The organism is Hyphomonas johnsonii MHS-2 (assembly GCF_000685275.1).
Lineage (GTDB): Bacteria > Pseudomonadota > Alphaproteobacteria > Caulobacterales > Hyphomonadaceae > Hyphomonas > Hyphomonas johnsonii.
Window position 1 is genome coordinate 1 of record NZ_ARYK01000009.1, and the last position, 17,382, is coordinate 17,382.

Annotated in this window: 15 protein-coding genes and 1 tRNA gene; 6 read left to right on the top strand and 10 right to left on the bottom strand. The window is 63.9% G+C overall.

Going from position 1 to position 17,382, the window contains the following annotated elements; genetic code table 11:
• The 4 genes from ald to HJO_RS14995 form a co-directional block, all read right to left on the bottom strand.
• On the bottom strand, positions 1-894 hold an 894-nt coding region (ald, locus tag HJO_RS14980), incomplete at its 3' end, for an alanine dehydrogenase (RefSeq protein ID WP_035618490.1).
• A gap of 62 nt (positions 895-956) precedes the next feature.
• Positions 957-2,756, bottom strand: a complete 1,800-nt coding sequence (locus HJO_RS14985) for a cation:proton antiporter domain-containing protein (protein WP_051618672.1) — start codon at positions 2,754-2,756, stop codon at positions 957-959.
• Between the two features lie 172 nt (positions 2,757-2,928).
• Complete coding sequence (locus HJO_RS14990) at positions 2,929-3,603, bottom strand: TorF family putative porin (protein WP_035618491.1); 675 nt, start codon at positions 3,601-3,603, stop codon at positions 2,929-2,931.
• 174 nt (positions 3,604-3,777) lie between these two features.
• On the bottom strand, positions 3,778-4,593 hold the full coding sequence (locus tag HJO_RS14995) for an SDR family NAD(P)-dependent oxidoreductase (RefSeq protein ID WP_051618673.1): 816 nt from the start codon (positions 4,591-4,593) through the stop codon (positions 3,778-3,780).
• A gap of 147 nt (positions 4,594-4,740) precedes the next feature.
• Between HJO_RS14995 and HJO_RS15000 the strand changes: the two genes are divergently transcribed.
• A complete protein-coding gene (locus tag HJO_RS15000) occupies positions 4,741-5,688 on the top strand; it encodes a hypothetical protein (protein WP_156945723.1) in 948 nt (315 codons plus the stop codon).
• Here HJO_RS15000 and HJO_RS15005 read toward each other — a convergent pair whose 3' ends face one another.
• Entirely contained in the window at positions 5,689-6,654 is a 966-nt protein-coding gene (locus HJO_RS15005) for a hypothetical protein (RefSeq protein WP_035618498.1), read from the bottom strand.
• A 147-nt stretch (positions 6,655-6,801) separates the two neighbouring features.
• Here HJO_RS15005 and HJO_RS15010 point away from each other — a divergent pair, with 147 nt between their 5' ends.
• The 4 genes from HJO_RS15010 to HJO_RS15025 all read left to right on the top strand — a co-directional run bounded on the left by HJO_RS15010 (position 6,802) and on the right by HJO_RS15025 (position 10,926).
• Positions 6,802-8,805 (top strand): acetyl-CoA carboxylase biotin carboxylase subunit, encoded by a 2,004-nt coding sequence (locus HJO_RS15010; RefSeq protein WP_035618499.1) that lies wholly within the window; start codon positions 6,802-6,804, stop codon positions 8,803-8,805.
• A gap of 72 nt (positions 8,806-8,877) precedes the next feature.
• Positions 8,878-9,417 carry a DUF805 domain-containing protein gene (locus tag HJO_RS15015; RefSeq protein WP_084142069.1) on the top strand — a complete coding sequence of 180 codons (540 nt, stop codon included), beginning with the start codon at positions 8,878-8,880 and terminating at the stop codon, positions 9,415-9,417.
• Positions 9,418-9,569: 152 nt separating this feature from the next.
• On the top strand, positions 9,570-10,106 hold the full coding sequence (locus HJO_RS15020) for a DUF805 domain-containing protein (RefSeq protein ID WP_035618512.1): 537 nt from the start codon (positions 9,570-9,572) through the stop codon (positions 10,104-10,106).
• A 25-nt stretch (positions 10,107-10,131) separates the two neighbouring features.
• Positions 10,132-10,926, top strand: a complete 795-nt coding sequence (locus HJO_RS15025) for a hypothetical protein (protein ID WP_156945726.1) — start codon at positions 10,132-10,134, stop codon at positions 10,924-10,926.
• Here HJO_RS15025 and lipB read toward each other — a convergent pair.
• Positions 10,914-11,609, bottom strand: a complete 696-nt coding sequence (gene lipB / locus HJO_RS15030) for a lipoyl(octanoyl) transferase LipB (protein ID WP_035618519.1) — start codon at positions 11,607-11,609, stop codon at positions 10,914-10,916. The genes HJO_RS15025 and lipB overlap by 13 nt on opposite strands.
• 86 nt (positions 11,610-11,695) lie before the next feature.
• Between lipB and HJO_RS15035 the strand changes: the two genes are divergently transcribed.
• Positions 11,696-11,780: transfer RNA gene (locus HJO_RS15035), tRNA-Leu, on the top strand.
• Positions 11,781-12,087: 307 nt separating this feature from the next.
• On the opposite strand, the gene hutU is transcribed toward HJO_RS15035, so the two are convergent.
• Genes hutU through hutI form a run of 4 tightly spaced genes read right to left on the bottom strand, consistent with a single transcriptional unit; the run spans position 12,088 to position 17,324 of the window.
• Positions 12,088-13,773, bottom strand: coding sequence for a urocanate hydratase (hutU, locus tag HJO_RS15040; RefSeq protein WP_035618522.1), 1,686 nt, complete (start codon positions 13,771-13,773; stop codon positions 12,088-12,090).
• A gap of 1 nt (position 13,774) precedes the next feature.
• Entirely contained in the window at positions 13,775-14,578 is an 804-nt protein-coding gene (gene hutG, locus HJO_RS15045; protein ID WP_035618524.1) for an N-formylglutamate deformylase, read from the bottom strand.
• Positions 14,575-16,113, bottom strand: coding sequence for a histidine ammonia-lyase (gene hutH / locus HJO_RS15050; RefSeq protein ID WP_035618527.1), 1,539 nt, complete (start codon positions 16,111-16,113; stop codon positions 14,575-14,577). The genes hutG and hutH overlap by 4 nt, the downstream gene beginning before the upstream one ends.
• Positions 16,110-17,324: an imidazolonepropionase gene (hutI, locus tag HJO_RS15055; protein ID WP_035618530.1), complete on the bottom strand. Its 1,215-nt coding sequence runs from the start codon at positions 17,322-17,324 to the stop codon at positions 16,110-16,112. The genes hutH and hutI overlap by 4 nt, the downstream gene beginning before the upstream one ends.
• Positions 17,325-17,382 lie beyond the last annotated feature (58 nt).

Consider the following 17,382-nt stretch of genomic DNA (forward strand, 5'->3'; position numbering starts at 1 on the left):
GACGCAATAATGCAGGATGCCGTCGACGTCGTAGATCGGGTCTTCGTGCGTGGTGGCATGGCTGGTTTCGAAGCACCCGCCCTGGTCGATGGCGATGTCGACCAGCACGGCGCCCGGCTTCATGGTCGAAAGCTGCGCGCGCGAGACCAGCTTGGGGGCGGACGCGCCGGGGATCAGCACGGCGCCGATCACGAGGTCGGCTTCCTTGACGGCTTCAGCGAGGCTGTGGGCGGTGGAATACATGGTCTTCACCGAGCCGCGGAACTGTTCGTCCAGTTCGGCGAGGCGGTTATTGTCGCGGTCGAAGATGGTGACATCGGCGCGCATGCCGACCGCGATTTCCGCCGCGTGGGTGCCGGAGACGCCGCCGCCGATAATGATGACTTTCGATGGAGCCACGCCGGGCACGCCGCCGAGCAGGATGCCGCGTCCGCGCGTCGTGCGCATCAGGGCCCAGGCCGCGACCTGCATCGACATGCGGCCAGCCACCTGGCTCATCGGGCGGAGCAGCGGCAGGCCGCCGTCATCGTCGGTCACGGTCTCGTAGGCGATGGCGAGGCAGCCGGACTTCATCAGGCCGGCGGCCTGGACGGGGTCTGGCGCCAGGTGGAGGTAGGTGAAGAGGGTGTGGGCGGGGGTGAGGCGCGCCGTTTCTTCGGGCTGGGGCTCCTTGACCTTCACGATCAGTTCGCTGGCAGCGAAGACGATATCGGCATCGGGCAGGATTTTTGCGCCGACAAGGGTGTACGCCTCGTTCGGGAAGCCCGACCCGAGCCCGGCGCCGGACTGGACGTTGACCTCGTGGCCGGCGCGCGTGAGTTCGCTGACGCTTTCCGGTGTCAGACCGACACGGGATTCCTGTTTCTTGATTTCCGTTGGAACGCCTATGCGCATGATCGCTCTCCTCGCGGCAAGGAATGCCTATAAACCCGGGATACGCGAAATTCCAGCCTGTGTCAGGCAGCTTCCCCGACAATCTCGTCGACGTCGATTTTTTCCTCGCCGCTGGAGGCGTCGCCAATGGCGAAGCGTTCGGCTTCTTCTTCCATCCACTCGCGGACTTCGGGTTCGGGCACGTCGAGCGTCAACAGGATGTCGGCAACCATTTCGATTCCCTTGGGCTGGCCGCCCGCGAGGTGGGCGCGCACGCCGATATCGAGATAGCGTTCCAGATCGAGGCGATTGTCGACGGCGACGAAGCGCTGGAGGTCCGGGAAGCGGCGCGTGATGGTCGGGGTGACCTCCCGGGAGACTTCGTAACGCGCGAAGCCGAGCACGACGGCGCGTGCATTGCTGCCGCCGACGGCCTCGACCAGTTTCATGTTGGACGCGTCGCCAAAGGACACCTTGTAGCCATCGGCGACCGCCGCGAGGAAGCGGTCCGGGTCTCCCTCAAGGGCGATATAGGGGATGTGGTGGTCGACGAGGGCGTCAATGGCCAGGCGACCGGCGGACGACATGCCGATGACGATGACCGGGCGGTCGGTGACGCCGGCGGGGGCCGTCTCGACGGCTGTCTTGCTGCGCTCGGCGAGGCGGCGCGAGAGGCGCACGCCGAGGCCTGCCCAGCTGGGCGCGAGCGCCAGCGACAGGGCGACCGCGGCGACAATGCTGCTCATCAGGCCGGACGAGATGCCGGCCACGATGGCGCCGAGCGACAGGACGACGAGGGTGAATTCCGAGCCCTGCGCCAGCAGGAAGGCCATCTGCGTGGCGCCCGGGACGCTCCAGCTGTTGACGCGGGCGGCGACGTATCCGAGCGCCGTCTTGACCACGAGGATGCCGACTGCGCCGAGAAGGACCAGCCCGAGGTGGGACATCAGGGCGGGCACGTCGATGGAGAGCCCGACGCTGATGAAGAAGAAGGACAGCAGCAGGCCGCGGAACGGGCCCATCTCGGTCTGCACCTGGTGGCGGAATGGCGTGCCCGATACGGCGAGGCCGGCCAGGAAGGCGCCCAGCGTCAGCGACAGGCCGATCACCGCCGTGGCACAGGCAGCCGCCAGGACCAGCAGCAGGGTGAAGGCCGTGAAAGCCTCGTCATTGCGGGTGGCGACAAGGGTGCGGAAGACCGGGTTGATCAGGTACTTGCCGACCAGCAGGGCAGCGCCGAAGGCAATCACCGTCTGCACCAGCGACAGGCCAAGGGCGACCGCCAGGGGCACATCCCCGCCACCCAGCAGGAGATCGGAGACCAGGCCCGCGAGGCCCTGTGCCCCGACCTCTTCGCTGCCGAGGGAGCTGGCAAAGATCATCAGGAAGATGGCGACGATGTCCTGGAAGATCAGGACATGCGTGGCCGAACGGCCGATCGGGCAGGAATTCTGCTCCCGCTCGGTCAGGATCCGCGCCACGACGGCCGTGGAGGACAGGCCGAGGCTGAGACCGACAGCGATGGCGATGGGCCAGTCGACCCCGCTCATGGCGAGGGCGGCGGCGCTGATCAGGCCGGTCAGGAACAGGTGCAGCGGCGCCAGGCGCAGGAGATCGCGGCGGCTCTCGTTCAGCTCACGCAGCGAGACGTGCATGCCGATGTCGAACAGGAGGAAGACGACGCCGAGTTCGGCCAGCAGGTGGGTGGCGCTGCTGATCTCGATCAGGCCAAGGACGCCGGGGCCGATCAGGATGCCGACCAGCAGGTAGCCGACGATCGGGCTGAGGCGCATGGCCTTGGACGCCAGCGCAGCCGACGCGCCGAAGCCGAGAAGTGTGATTGCGGGAATCAGGGCTTCGACGGGCGTCAGTTCTGCGGCCATGCGTGGTCTGAGTCTCCCGGGGGGCTGAATTGTCCGTATCGCTTAAATCTAGGGTGATTGCGGCAAAATTACAAAGGCCGCCAAATCCATTTCGGATTGGCGGCCTTCACGGTGCTGTGCATGGAGGAGGGCAATCACGTCCACGCCCAGTCCGGGTGGAGATAATTTCGGCCTAGAGGCTTTTCGAGAGGGTCAGGACGACCCGTTCGTCGGCAATGTCGACGTCATCGACATCGGTGCCCCAATAGCGCAGGTCGACATCAATGCCGATCGGGAGGCTGTAGGTGCCGCCGAGCGACCAGTTGGTATAGTCGCCACCGCCGTCGAAGCTGTAATTGCCGACGCTCACGTCAGCCGCGAAGGCCTCGGTGAAGCCGTAGCTTGCGGTACCCTGGACATAGACGCTTTCATTGTCGGGATCCCAGAAGACCGCGCCGCCGACGCCCACGCCGCCTTCGAATTCGTAGCCGAGTGCGGCTTGCAGCTCGACGAAGTCGAGGTCTTCATCGTCGGCATCCGGATAGGCGTAATAGATGACGCCGACGTCCCAGGTCACGCCATTGGCAAACTCGCTGGCGATGCCGCCGTAGAAGTCAGCTTCCAGGTTGGTGTCCGAGCTGTCCCCGAAATCCACGTTCGACGCCCATGTGCCGGCGTAGAAGATGCCGTTCGAATAGTCGAAACCGCCCGAAATGGCCGGGTCCTCGTTCGTTTGCGAAATCCCGCGCCAGACATAGTCGCTGGTAAGCGCGACATTGCCTGACCATTCGCCTTCAGCCGCAGCCGTGCCGGCGACCGCAAGGAGTGCAGCCAGGGCGACCCCCGCTCGTGATACCTTGAGTTTCATTGTGTATACCCCGCTTGAATTCCACTCCCCGATGGAGCGCAAGACCGAGGGTTGCCCGGGTTGCGGGCCGGGCAGAAACAAAAATCACAGGGTCAACTGACTGAGGGCCGAACGCCAGCCTTTTGGGCACGCTTGCCGGGGTGTTGCCCGCGCTTTGTGCGGCTTCAACAAAACTCAGCGGGCGACAAGCGGTGCGTAACCAAGGTGCATGCCGGCGTCCACGAGCAGCGTCTCGCCGGTGACATGGCGCGAGGCGTCGGTCAGGAAAAACACGGCAGAATCGGCGACATCGTCCGGTCCGCTGGCCACGTTCAGTGGCACGGATGCCGCGACGCCCGCCTCCATGCGCGCGTACTGGTCAGCGTCCATCGTGTCCTTGAACCAGCGCGTGCCGATGAAGCCGGGACAGATGGCGTTGACCCGGATGGCCGGTGCCAGCGCGCGGGCGAGCGACAGCGTCATCGTGTTGAGCGCGCCCTTCGTTGCCGCATAGGCGACCGAGGAGCCGATGCCGGTGACACCGGCAATCGACGAGACATTGAGCACGGCGGCGGCCCGGCCCGACTGGGCATGGCTGGCGACGAGCAGGTCGCGGCAGGCCTGCATCACCAGGAAAGGGCCGACGACGTTGACGGCATAGGTGGCGAGGAAATCGTCGCGGGAGAGTGCATTCAGGTCTGAATGGTCGCGGGCGTGGCGCGTGATCCCGGCATTGTTGACGAGAATATCCAGCCGGCCGTGCGTGGCGGCGGCCTCGGCCAGCGTTGCGCACCCGGCTTCGGTCGAGACGTCCGCCTGGACAAGGCGGGCCTGCGCACCGAGCGCCTGGCAGTCGCTGACAGTGACTTCGGCATCTTCGACCGAGCGGCTGCAATTGATGATCACGTCGGCGCCACGTTCAGCCAGCTTCAGCGCGATCGAGCGGCCAAGGCCGGTTGCCGAACCTGTGACGAGGGCGATCCGCCCGGAAAGGTCGCGTTGGTCTGCCATGTGATGATGTCTCCTGTCCCGAATGCCTTGAAGAAGCTTGCCCTGACGTAAAGTCAAGCAGCGGGCAGGTTCAAATTGGATGCGGTTTTGTCAACCATGCGGAAACTGTTGTGGAATAAACAGGATGCGCAAGAAGAGGTTGAGCGCATGGATCAGGGGTTCGAAGGCCTTATCGCGCAGATCACGAGCGTCGTGAAGGTGTCGGAGAGCGACGCCCAGCGGCTTGGCGCGGAGCTTTACCGGGCTGGCGTACGTTGCCTGAGCGACGCCGATGGCCTGTTTGCGATCAACCGCACGCTGGCCGGCACGAACGTGATCTGGGACCGCCTGTTCGTCGCCGCGATCAAGGACCACGTCCTGTCGAATACCGAACCGAAGCACTGGGTGAGCGACGAGGATGCCATGTGGCTGATCGATCACGTCTCGCGTGACGGCGAAGCGCCGCTTGCCTCGGAAGTCGACCTGCTGCTCCAGGTGATCCGCTATGCTGAAGGGGCGTCCGAACGGCTCGGCCGGTTCGTCCTGCAGGCGGCCTGCGCGCGCATCACTGCGGCTGGCGCGGCGTCGCGCGAAGATGTCGAACGTGTCCGCCGGGCCCTCATTGTGCCGGCCACCGACCAACCCATGTGGGTGACAGGAAGCGAAGCGGAGATTCTGGTGCAGACCAATGATTCCGTTGCCTTCGCGCTGAATGATCCCTCGTGGAACGACCTGTTCGCACGCGCCATATCGAATCACCTTGTTGCGCGGGCGCATCCCGACCCTGCCGCAGCGCAGCGCCTGCTGGCCCGTGAAACCTGTCTTGGCGACCTCCGGCCGGAGCCGGGCACGTTCTTCGAGGCGTTGACACCGGCGTTTGATGAAGGTGCCTGGTTCGAGGCGATCAGCCGGAATTCCATCAAGGCGGCCTTTGCGCGGCGCACGGCGCAGCGCTGGGCGAATGGCGACATCGATCTCGCAGAAGACGGTGAGGCCGACTGGTTCCTCCGCCGTGTCGGCCCGGACGCGAATATCAGCCTGGCAGAGCGGACGCTGATCGATTTCCTGAAGGTGGAGGCCCCCGGCCTGACACAGGGGCTGGCAGCGGCGACCTGATCAGGTCCGCCGGGCCACGAAGGCGCGGGTGCCGCCGACGGCCAGCGCCACAAGCACGACCCCGCCGATCAGCAGCGTTGTCGCATTGGCGCCGAGCACCTCGAAATATTGCGTATACCCGTGGATCGCCAGGAAGACGATCGATGTGACCGACAGGAAGCCGCCGCGGCGCGCACGGAAAATCACGGCGACCAGGAACGCGGCCCAACCGAGACTGAAGACGGCTTCGGGCACCTGCAGCGCCGACTCGCGCCAGTCGTGACGATCCGACCAGTCGCGTGGCGCCAGCCAGTGCTCGCCGAGGCGGTCGCCCCAGAGCGAGCCGACCCAGAAGGCGAAATTCACCATGAACACGGCTGTGCGGGCGGCAACCGTCGTCACGAGGGCGCAGGCCGCTGCGATCCTGGGGCGCAGGGCATAGATCGCGCCTGCGAGCGCACCGAACACGATGATCGTGAAGGTCGGTTCCTCGACAAAAATGGCATAGCTGGCGTGCCAGTAGCCTGTGCCGGAGCCGAGCGTTGCGCCAAGGGCGAGGACGGCCGGCGCGGCCAGGAAGGCTGACCGGAACCACAATGCGGCGGCGCCCAGCGCCGCGGCGATGGCGAGCGCGGGATAGGCGCTGTCGACCTCGCGGAATTCCCAGCCGATCCAGCCGGCAATCCCCATTGCGCCCATGATTGCGAGGCCCGCGCCGAGGACTTTCAGCGACGCATCCCCGTCGATCCGGCGCAGCGTCTCGGCGCCGGCGAGTGCCAGCAGCGCCAGGACGAGGCCCGTGGCGGCATTGGGAACGAGTGCAATGGTGCCGGCGGCAACCGCCAGCGCACCGAAGATCAGAAGGATATTCACCAGCAGGCTGCCCTTGTGGTCCGGCAGGGCCAGGGCCTTCAGGCGCCGGGCCTCGTCCGGGGAAATCTGGCCGGACCGGGTGAGGGCTTCAAGGTCGAGTCGGATGGCAGGCATGGCTGGGCTCGCAATTTGAATGTGAGCGCTCATTAACATAATCGGGTGGCGGTGGCAAGCGGCTTGACGTTTCGGTAGTGTAGACAAGCGGGCGAAGGCCGCTTAACTGCGGGGCCACAATGATTTGCCAGCCAGGCCAGGGGTGAGATGTTCAAGAAAATTCTGATTGCCAACCGGGGCGAAATTGCCGTCCGCGTCATCAAGACTTGCCGCCGTCTCGGCGTGAAAACGGTGGTTGTCTATTCCGACGCCGATGCAGGCTCGATGGCCGTCGAAATGGCCGACGAGACGGTCTATATCGGCGGGTCAGCCGCTTCTGAATCCTACCTCGTTGCCGACAAGATCATCGATGCGGTCAAGCAGACCGGCGCCGAGGCGATCCATCCGGGGTTCGGCTTCCTGTCCGAGAACCCCGCCTTCGCCAAACGGCTGGAAAAGGAAGGCATTGGCTGGATCGGCCCGAACGCGCACGCCATCGAGGCGATGGGCGACAAGATCAGTTCCAAGAAACTCGCCGCCGAAGCCGGCGTCTCGACCGTGCCGGGCCACATGGGCCTGATCGAGAGCACGAAAGAGGCGGTGAAGATTTCGAAGGAGATCGGCTATCCGGTGATGATCAAGGCCTCGGCCGGCGGTGGCGGCAAGGGCATCCGCGTGGCGGCCAATGACAAGGAAGTCGAAGAGGGCTTCCCGGCGGTGAAGGCCGAGGCGAAATCCTCGTTCGGCGACGACCGCGTGTTCATCGAGAAGTTCATCCTCGATCCGCGCCACATCGAGATCCAGGTGCTGGGCGACAAGCATGGCAATTGCGTCTACCTGTTCGAGCGCGAGTGCTCGATCCAGCGCCGCAACCAGAAGGTCATCGAGGAAGCGCCTTCGCCGCTGCTCGACCCCGAGACGCGCAAGAAGATGGGCGAACAGGCCGTGGCGCTGTCCAAGGCCGTCAACTATGACAGCGCCGGCACGGTCGAGTTCGTCGTGTCGGGCAAGGACAAGGGGTTCTACTTCCTCGAGATGAATACCCGCCTGCAGGTGGAGCACCCGGTCACGGAGATGATTTCGGGGGTCGACCTGGTCGAGCAGATGCTGCTGTCGGCCTATGGCGAGAAACTGAAGATCAGGCAGTCGGACCTCAAGATCAATGGCTGGGCCGTGGAGACCCGTGTGTATGCGGAAGATCCGTATCGGAACTTCCTGCCCTCGATCGGGCGCCTCAAGCGCTTCAGCCCGCCCGCCGAAGGAAAGCTCGGCAACGGCACGGTCCGCATGGACAGCGGCGTGCGCGAAGGCGACGAGATTTCGATGTTCTACGATCCGATGATTGCCAAGCTGATCACGCACGGCAAGGATCGCGACACGGCGCTGGACACCCAGGCCGCCGCGCTCGACCGGTTCTACATCGAAGGCATCCAGGACAACATCCCGTTCATCGCTGCCGTGATGGACGAGAAGCGGTTCCGCTCCGGCAACATTACCACGGCCTATATCAAGGACGAGTTCCCTGACGGCTTCCGCGGTGTCGAACCCACGAAGTTGCAGGAAACCCAGCTGATCGCGTCTGCGGCCTATGTCCACGGGTTCGTCTCGCGCCGCGCCCAGATGGTGTCGGGTCGCATGTCGCCGGTGCCGACCGCCCGTGAGGACTGGGTCGTGATACTGGGAGACAACCATCACCCGGTGCATCTTGAACTCGGCGAGGATGGTGACGCGCATATCACCATCAATGGCGGCAAGCCGCACGCGCTGGTCACCGACTGGCATCCCGGCCAGCACCTTGTCGAAGGCGTGTTGGACGGCAAGCCATTCGCAGTGAAGTTTGCCGACCGCACGGAAGGGTACCTGTTCCGCCATCGCGGCGTCGCCCTGCGGGCGCTCGTCTGTACACCGCAGGTTGCCGACCTGCATGCGCGCCTGCCGGTAAAGGAAAAGCCGGACACGTCGAAACTGGTCATCTCGCCGATGCCGGGCCTTGTCGTGTCGATGGACGTCGTCCTTGGCCAGGAAGTGCAGGAAGGCGAAGCGGTCTGCGTCGTCGAGGCGATGAAGATGCAGAACATCATCCGTGCAGATGCGACCGGAACGGTGAAGGCAATCAATGTAAAGGCCGGCGAAAGCGTTGCGGCCGACGCGATCATGGTCGAGTTCGCCTGAAGCCCGGTTTCCACTGGAAGCGCTGCGCAAACACAGCTATCGTCCCCGGACTGGAAACTCAGGGAGGACAGCATGAATCTATTTCTCAGCCCGAACGGGCGTATCGACCAGCCGACTTACTGGCGCGGGGTGATGATCCTGTTTGCGATCAGCGCATTGCTAAGTATTATTTCCGCCTACGTATCGCCAATCCTCGGCATGCTGGGCATCGTCTTCGTCTGGCCTTGGATCGCGATCCACGTGAAGCGGTTCCATGATGCAGACATGACAGGCTGGATCACGATCGCGATGGTTGTGCTCGCGATCGTGGTATCGATCGTCCTGAGCATGATCCTGCCGGCGCTGTTCGGCGTGAACATGGCTGAGATGCAGGCGCAAATGGTCAGTGACATGGAAGATATTTCGTCGAGCAATGATCCGAGGGCGATGATGGCCTTCACGATGGAGCACACGAAAAAGATGTCGCAAGCCCAGTTGCTGCCGAACATCGTGACGACGGCCCTGGTGACCGGCATTGTCGGGTTCGTGATGAGCCTGTTCAAGTCGACGCCCGGCCCGAACCAGTATGGTGAACCGATGGGTGCTGGCGCCGGAACGGCCACATTCGAGTGAATCCGAACGCGATGGCCGTTTGATCCTATCAAAGGAGCCGGAGGCGGTCCTCCGGCTCTTTTTTCTTGCATGGTTTTATCGTTTATTGATAAGGACCGCATAACACGCCAAACAAGGCAGCGCTTGTGCGCGGCCGCAGGAGATTTCGCCCGATGGACATCAAGACTGTCCTGTTCAATCCGAATGGACGTATTGGCCCGCGCGAGTTCGGCCAGGGCCTGATCCTGTTGACGGGTGCGATGATGATCATCCAGATTCTCCTGGCGCTGGTGTCGCCCGCTTTCGGGGTGCTGCAATGGGCGATTGTGTTTTCCTATGTCTGCGTCTTCGGCAAGCGGCTGCATGATGCCGGGCAGAGCGCATGGCTGTATCTTGCCTTCCTGGTGGGATATTTCGTTGTCTCGACCGTTTTCAGCGCCCTGCTGATGCCGATCCTGTCGCCCGACGCGCTGGCGATGCGGGGCGATTTCGAGAAGCTGGCCGAAGCTGGCGATTTCGCTGCGGCCTTCGAGGAAATCGCGAAGAATGCCGCAGAGCTTGCCCGCGAGTCCGTGGTCACGACGCTGGTGTCGTTCCTGCTGGCCAGCGGCACGCTTGGCCTGATCGCCGGGCGCCTGCCATCCGATCCTTCCACCAACCGCTACGGTCCCCCGCCGAACGGGCCGGACCAGGCCAACACCTATTCCTGACGCCCCTGCCGAGGACATGCCCGAGATGCACGACACGCATACGCTGATTGACCCGCACCGCCCCTGGATTGCCGACAAGCGCGATGATCCGGGCGAGATGAAGTGGCTCGAAACCCTGTTCAATCCGTTCGGCGAGACGACCAAGCTGCATTTCAGCCGGGCCTGGACATTCATGTTCCTCGGCCGCGTCCTCCTTTACATCGTGCCGACCGTCGTGGTCGCCATACTCGGCATTGCGGGCTTCCAGACCGCAGCCCTGAACGAGCCGGTCAAGCTGGGCGCCATTCCCGTGCCGGCGATGCTGCTGCCATTTGTCGTGTTCGTCCTGGTCACCGAGTTCACGTCCTTCGTGGCGCACATGCGCCGCTTTGCCGAGGCGCGCCGGTCGACCCTGCTGGCGGCCGTGGTGCTGGTTCCCTTGCTGCTCGGGCTTGGCGCCTTTGCAGGCGGCGCTGCCCTTGGCATCGGGCAGCACGAGGCCATGGCGGCCAAGGCGGCTGCCGAGCGCGAGATTGCTTCAGACCCGGTCAAGGCCGAAGCGGCCCGCAAGGAAGCCGAGGCGGCAGCGAAAGCGAACCCCGACGCAAAGGCAGCCCCACAGCGCCATGGGCCACCGTCAGAGCCGCAGACTGCGATGGAGATGGCGCTTGGCACGGGACTCGGCATGGCGATCCCGATCTGGATGCTGGCGTCGTTCTGCGTGATGCTGTGGACGCTGCTCTACGTGGCGCGGATTCCGAATGGCGGCGTCGGCACGTTCCGCACCGGCAGCGACATTCCTGAAGAACAGATCGAGGGCCGGCCCTATCAGGCGGTCTGAAGCGGGCAGGGCACGGGCTCAAGCGAACTGGCGAAAACCTGCTCGAAGGCGTCCCTGAGGGCAATGTCGGCGTCCGCCAGGCTCGCCGGTACGCCCAGGTCAACCAGGCTGGTCACGCCATAGCGCGGGTCGGCGATGCCGCAGGGCGTGATTCCGGAGAAGTGCTCCAGGTCAGGCTCCACGTTCAGCGAAATGCCGTGATAGCTGACCCAGCGCTTCAGGCGCACGCCGATCGCGGCGATCTTGTCCTCGCGCAGCGGCCCGCCAGCCCGGGTCCGGTCAACCCATACGCCGACGCGGCCATCACGGGTGCCTGCCTCGACATTGAACGCCGCCAGCGCGGCGATGATCCAGGCCTCGAGATTCTGCACGAAAGCCCGCACGTCACGCCCGCGGGCACCGACATTCAGCATGACATACGCCACCCGCTGGCCGGGGCCGTGATAGGTGTACTGGCCGCCCCGCCCGGCATCGAACACGGGAAAGCGGCCCGGATCCTTGAGGTCTTCAGGCTTGGCGGACGTGCCGGAGGTGTAGAGCGGCGGGTGCTCGAGGAACCAGACCATTTCGCGGGCGCTGCCCTCGTGGATCGCCCGTGCGCGGGCCTCCATGACGGCAACGGCTGCCGCGTAGGGCACGGGGGCATCGGATACGGCCCAGTCGATGGCGGGAAGTTTCTGCATTGCAAGTGGCATATAGGCGGTAATCGGGGCTTCACAAAGGTTTGCGCGCGCCTTATACGGCCCGTCTGCCTCTATGAGACCAGTGTGCGGTCATGGCGGAATTGGTAGACGCGCAGCGTTGAGGTCGCTGTGGGGCAACCCGTGGAGGTTCGAGTCCTCTTGACCGCACCAGGGTATTTTCTCTGCCCGGCTCAGTGGCCTGAAAACAAACGATATTTTACGCAGGGCTTGGGCTGTGCGGGTCTGGTATCCGCATGCGGGACCGAGCGGTCGCGCCGCGTGATGCGGGAGGCGCAATGCATTCCTGCGCCAGTCCGCCGCGTTCAAGCGATTCCAGGTATCCGGCCGTCAGGCGCCAGCCGCTGCGACAAATCTCGAGGATTTCACCGCATCCATTCGCCGTTCGCCCGATATGACGGCGATCGCTTGTTGGGATGTTGGCCGGTGCCGCGTGGCGCCCGGGGGATCAGCCCGCTTCCTAGAGGCCTGTCACGGGATCCATGATGCCGGGCAGTCGGAGCCCTTTCTCGCGGGCGCAGGCGAGCGCGTCTTCGTATCCCGCATCGGCGTGGCGCATGACGCCGGATGCCGGATCGTTCCACAGCACGCGCTCGATGCGGCGGGCCGCGTCTTCCGTGCCGTCAGCGACGATGACCATGCCGGCATGCTGGGAATAGCCCATGCCGACCCCGCCACCATGATGCAGGCTGACCCATGTCGCGCCGGACGCGGTGTTGAGAAGCGCATTCAGGAGCGGCCAGTCGGAGACAGCGCTGGAGCCGTCCTTCATGGCTTCGGTTTCGCGGTTGGGGCTGGCAACCGATCCGCTGTCGAGGTGATCCCGGCCGATCACGACAGGGGCGCTCAATTCGCCGCTGGCGACCATGTCGTTGAAGGCCAGGCCCAGCCGGTGACGGTCGCCCAGGCCGACCCAGCAGATGCGGGCCGGCAGGCCCTGGAAGGCAATCCGGTCGCGGGCCATGTCGAGCCACCGGTGCAGGTGGGTGTCGTCCGGCATCAGCTCCTTCACCTTCTGGTCCGTCTTGTAGATGTCTTCCGGATCGCCCGACAACGCGACCCAGCGAAACGGCCCCACGCCCCGGCAGAATAGCGGGCGGATATAGGCGGGAACGAAGCCCGGAAAATCAAAGGCGTTTTCGAGGCCCGCATTGAAGGCGACCTGTCGGATATTGTTGCCATAGTCGAGTGTCGGGACGCCCGCGTTCCAGAAATCCAGCATGGCCTGGACCTGTATTTTCATCGAGGCGCAGGCGGCGCGTTCGACAGCTTTCGGATCGCTTTCCTGCTTCTCCTTCCATTCGCCTATGGTCCAACCGATGGGCAGGTAGCCGTTGATGGGATCGTGGGCAGAGGTCTGGTCCGTGACAAGGTCCGGGCGAATACCGCGGCGGACCAGTTCGGGAAAGATGTCTGCCGCGTTGCCGCAAAGGCCGACGGATTTGGCCTCGCCCGCCGCAGTCCACGTCTCGATCAGGGCGAGCGCTTCGTCGAGACTGTCGGTTTTCTCATCGAGATACTTTGTGCGCAGGCGGAAATCGATGCTGTCCGGGTTGCATTCGACGGCGAGGCAGCAGGCCCCTGCCATGGCAGCTGCGAGAGGTTGGGCGCCGCCCATGCCGCCGAGGCCGCCAGTGAGGATCCACTTGCCCTTCAGGTTGCCATCATAGTGCTGGCGCCCGGCCTCCACGAATGTTTCATACGTGCCCTGAACAATCCCCTGCGTACCGATATAGATCCATGAGCCGGCCGTCATCTGGCCGTACATCATCAGGCCTTTCTTATCGAGTTCGTTGAAATGGTCCCAGGTCGCCCAGTGTGGCACGAGGTTGGAATTGGCAATCAGGACGCGCGGGGCATCCTTGTGCGTACGAAAGACGCCGACGGGCTTGCCGGACTGGACCAGAAGGGTCTCCTCGTCTGTCAGCGTCTTGAGAGTTTCTGTAATCCTGTCGAAGTCTGCCCATGTGCGCGCTGCCCGGCCGATCCCGCCATAGACGACAAGCTCGTCCGGGTTTTCTGCCACGTCGCGGTCCAGGTTGTTCTGGATCATCCGGAAGGGCGCTTCGGTGCTCCAGGACAGGCAGTTGAGGTCCGGGCCTGTCGGGCTCTTGATGTCGCGTCGGTTCTTCAGGGGCTTGTCCATGTCAGATCTCCGTCATGAGGCTTGATTTCACCGTGTCTTCGACGGCGGTCAGGATGGTGCCCAGCAGCTGTCGCAGGGTGTTCGCGCGGCTCGCGTCATAGGCAAAGGGCGGCGCTTCCGATGCGAGATAGCAGCGCTGGGCCAGTTCCATCTGGATGGCGTGCACGCCGTCTTCCGGGCGGCCATAGTGGCGCGTTGTCCAGCCGCCCTTGAAGCGGCCATTCACGACGTGGCTGTATGTGGGCGATTGAGCGCAGGCGGCTGTGACGGCGGACGTGATGGCAGGGGCGCAGGTCTGTCCGCCATTGTTGCCGATATTCAGGTCTGGCAGCTGGTTGTCGAACAGGTGGGGGATTCTGGATCGGATGGAGTGGCAGTCATAAAGGACGGCCAGGCCGTGATCGGCTTTTACACGGGCGATCTCGGCTTCCAGCGCTGCGTGATAGGCGCGGTGGTATGATTCGAGGCGATGCGCGATGTCTGCTTCTGTCGGATTGGTGTGCCAGATGAGTTCGTTGTCAAACGTGCTGGTGGGCACGAGTTCGGTGGTGTTCTGGCCGGGATAGAGACTGGTGCCGCTGGGGTCGCGATTGGCATCAATCACGTAGCGGCTGAAATTGGCCCGTACGATCGTGACATTGGCCAGCAGGCCGTCATAGAGCCGTGGCACGTGCCAGTCGGTATCGCGCAATTGCTGGCCAAGGTCATTGAGCCGGGCGAAGATATCGTCCGGAACATGGGTTCCCGAATGAGGCTGGCCCAGAATGATCGGCCCTGTGCCGCGGATGACGGTGACCGGGTTCATGCCATCAGTCCGATTGAAGACACTCCACCGTTCACCTCACTGAGCGCTCCGCTGTCGTGGACAAGGCGCGCGAGGGCCTGGATGTCGGCGCTGACCATGCGGTCGTCATCGAGCGCGGCGCAGTGTTGCCGGATAGTGCTGATCACGCTTGTCAGGCGCTCGCTGGTTTTCAGGGGGGCGCGCAGTTCGATGCCCTGCGCACCGCACATGGCTTCAATGCCGAGAATGCCGGCCAGATTGGCGTTCATCTCGAGCAGGCGGCGCGCAGCGTGACAGGCCATGGAAACATGATCTTCCTGATTGGCTGACGTTGGCGTGGAATCGACCGAGCGCGGATTCGAGAGCGACTTGTTCTCGCTCATCAGGGCCGCGGACGTGACTTCGGCGATCATCAGTCCGGATTTGAGGCCCGGGTCGGGCGCAAGGAAGGCCGGGAGGCCAAAGCTGAGAGCGGGGTCAACCAGCATGGCAATCCGTCGCTGGGCAATGCTGCCGATCTCGGAAATGGCGATGGCGGTCTGGTCGGCTGCGAGGGCAACCGGTTCGGCATGGAAGTTCCCGCCCGAGACGATTTCGCCATTCGACAGGACGAGGGGATTGTCGGTCGCGGCGTTGGCCTCGATCTGCAAGGTCGCGCCGACCTGACGGAACTGATCGAGGCAGGCGCCGATAACCTGCGGGGCGCATCTCAGGCAGTACGGGTCCTGGACCCGCTCGTCGCCGCTCATGTGGCTCTCGCGGATCTCGGATCCCTGAAGGAGTTCGCGCAGGCGACGGGCACTGTCGATCTGTCCGCGATGCCCGCGCAGTTGATGGATTTCGTCGCTGAACGGTGCGCTGGACCCCATGGCGGCGTCTATGGAAAGCGCCGCCGTTGTGAGGGACGATACCGCCAGGCGCCAGGCTCCGAACAATCCGGCGAGCGCGAGTGCAGTTGATACCTGCGTGCCATTGAGCAGCGCGAGCCCTTCCTTGGCCTGCAGGTCGATGGGCGCGATGCCTTCAGCCTGCAGTGCCTTTCCCGAAGGCATTCGCTCACCGCGATACAGCACGTCACCTTCACCAATCAGGCTGGCGGCCATATGGGCGAGCGGGGCGAGGTCGCCGGATGCACCGACTGACCCCTTGGCCGGGATGACGGGCAATATGCCGGCTTTTGCCATGTCCTGGATCAGGTGAATGAGTTCGGGGCGAACGCCCGATGCGCCGCGTCCGAGGGAAATGCATTTGAGGGCCATGACCAGGTGGACGACATTGGCAGGGAGCGGATCACCGACACCCGCACAATGCGAGCGCACAAGGTTTTTCTGGAGCGCCGCAAGCTTGTCGTCGCTGATGCGGATCGAGGCGAGCTTTCCGAACCCGGTGTTCACGCCGTAGATGGCATCGCCGCCCTTGATCCGGTCGGCCAGCGTGGCGGCCGATTCCGCGACACGCGCATAGGCGGACTGATCGAGCTGGAAAGCACCGCCCTGCCGGTAGATCGCTTCGAGATCGCCGAACGAAACGTGGCCGGGATTCAGTGAAATCGTCATGTTGAAATCCCGTGCGAGAGGCGTTTGTAGAGCGGAGAGCCGCCCATCCAGTATGAAAGTTCCGAAGGGTGCCCGGCATCCCAGACTGCCAGTTCTGCCCGGGCGCCGACTGCAATCTCGCCATACTCGCCAGCCAGCCCCAGCGCCCTGGCCGCACAGCGTGTCGCGCCGGCGAGTGCCTCTTCAGGCGTCAGCGTAAACTCGGTGCAGGCCATGTTCATGGCTGTCAGGATGGATGAGATGGGCGAACTGCCCGGATTGCAGTCGGTTGCAATGGCGATATCGACCCCATGGTGGCGCAGGGCGTCGATCGGTGGCAGCCGGGTTTCCTTCAGCGTGTAGAACGCGCCGGGAAGCAGCACGGCAACCGTGCCGGCAGCGGCAAAGGCCTCGACGTCCGTGTCGGCGAGGTATTCCAGGTGGTCGGCCGAGAGCGCCGAATAGCGGGCGGCCAACAGCGCGCCTTTCTGATCCGAGAGCTGCTCGGCGTGAAGTTTGACCGGGAGGCCCAGTGAGGACGCGGCCTTGAAGACACGTTCGATCTGGGCAGGCGTGAACGCGATGTTTTCGCAGAAGCCATCGACGGCATCGACAAGGCCTTCGGCGGCCGCCTGGCCAAGGCCGGGGACTGCGATCTCGTCAATGTAGGCGTCCGGCCGGCCCGCATATTCAACGGGGATTGCGTGCGCTGCGAGCCATGTTGTCATGATCTTGACGGGGCGCAGCGTTTCCAGGTGACGGGCGACACGCAGCATGCGCATTTCGTCTTCAATTGTCAGTCCGTAGCCGGATTTTATTTCAACAACGGCAACGCCTTCCCGGAGCAAGGCGTCGAGGCGGCGCAATGACTGTTCGACGAGTGCGTCAAAAGTGGCGGTACGCGTTGCCGTGACGGTCGACACGATTCCGCCGCCACTGCGCGCGATCTCTTCATAACTGGCGCCACGCAAGCGCTGTTCGAATTCGCGGGCGCGGTTGCCGCCGAAGACCAGGTGCGTGTGACAGTCGATGAGGGCGGGCGTCACGAGGCGACCCCCGAGGCGCTCCGCCGTGGCATGCCGAGTCTCCGGCGGCCTGTGCGCCAATTCGCCTGCCCAGATGATACGGCCATTCCGCACGGCGAAGGCGGCATCAGAGACAAGGCCGTAGTCTGGCACCCCCTTTTTCATCGAGGCCAGGGTGCAGTCAGAGAAAAATCTGGTTTGCGTCATCGTTCTTGCACAACAGCCATAATTCGATATGTTGTATGCACATAATAATCTTGGACGC

Bases quoted from the DNA above. Each gene is read 5' to 3' on its own strand.
- HJO_RS14985 (WP_051618672.1), bottom strand. From the start codon at position 2,756: ATGGCCGCAGAACTGACGCCCGTCGAAGCCCTGATTCCCGCAATCACA.
- HJO_RS14990 (WP_035618491.1), bottom strand. From the start codon at position 3,603: ATGAAACTCAAGGTATCACGAGCGGGGGTCGCCCTGGCTGCACTCCTT.
- HJO_RS14995 (WP_051618673.1), bottom strand. From the start codon at position 4,593: ATGGCAGACCAACGCGACCTTTCCGGGCGGATCGCCCTCGTCACAGGT.
- HJO_RS15000 (WP_156945723.1), top strand. From the start codon at position 4,741: ATGGATCAGGGGTTCGAAGGCCTTATCGCGCAGATCACGAGCGTCGTG.
- HJO_RS15005 (WP_035618498.1), bottom strand. From the start codon at position 6,654: ATGCCTGCCATCCGACTCGACCTTGAAGCCCTCACCCGGTCCGGCCAG.
- HJO_RS15010 (WP_035618499.1), top strand. From the start codon at position 6,802: ATGTTCAAGAAAATTCTGATTGCCAACCGGGGCGAAATTGCCGTCCGC.
- HJO_RS15015 (WP_084142069.1), top strand. From the start codon at position 8,878: ATGAATCTATTTCTCAGCCCGAACGGGCGTATCGACCAGCCGACTTAC.
- HJO_RS15020 (WP_035618512.1), top strand. From the start codon at position 9,570: ATGGACATCAAGACTGTCCTGTTCAATCCGAATGGACGTATTGGCCCG.
- HJO_RS15025 (WP_156945726.1), top strand. From the start codon at position 10,132: ATGCACGACACGCATACGCTGATTGACCCGCACCGCCCCTGGATTGCC.
- lipB (WP_035618519.1), bottom strand. From the start codon at position 11,609: ATGCAGAAACTTCCCGCCATCGACTGGGCCGTATCCGATGCCCCCGTG.
- hutU (WP_035618522.1), bottom strand. From the start codon at position 13,773: ATGGACAAGCCCCTGAAGAACCGACGCGACATCAAGAGCCCGACAGGC.
- hutG (WP_035618524.1), bottom strand. From the start codon at position 14,578: ATGAACCCGGTCACCGTCATCCGCGGCACAGGGCCGATCATTCTGGGC.
- hutH (WP_035618527.1), bottom strand. From the start codon at position 16,113: ATGACGATTTCACTGAATCCCGGCCACGTTTCGTTCGGCGATCTCGAA.
- hutI (WP_035618530.1), bottom strand. From the start codon at position 17,324: ATGACGCAAACCAGATTTTTCTCTGACTGCACCCTGGCCTCGATGAAA.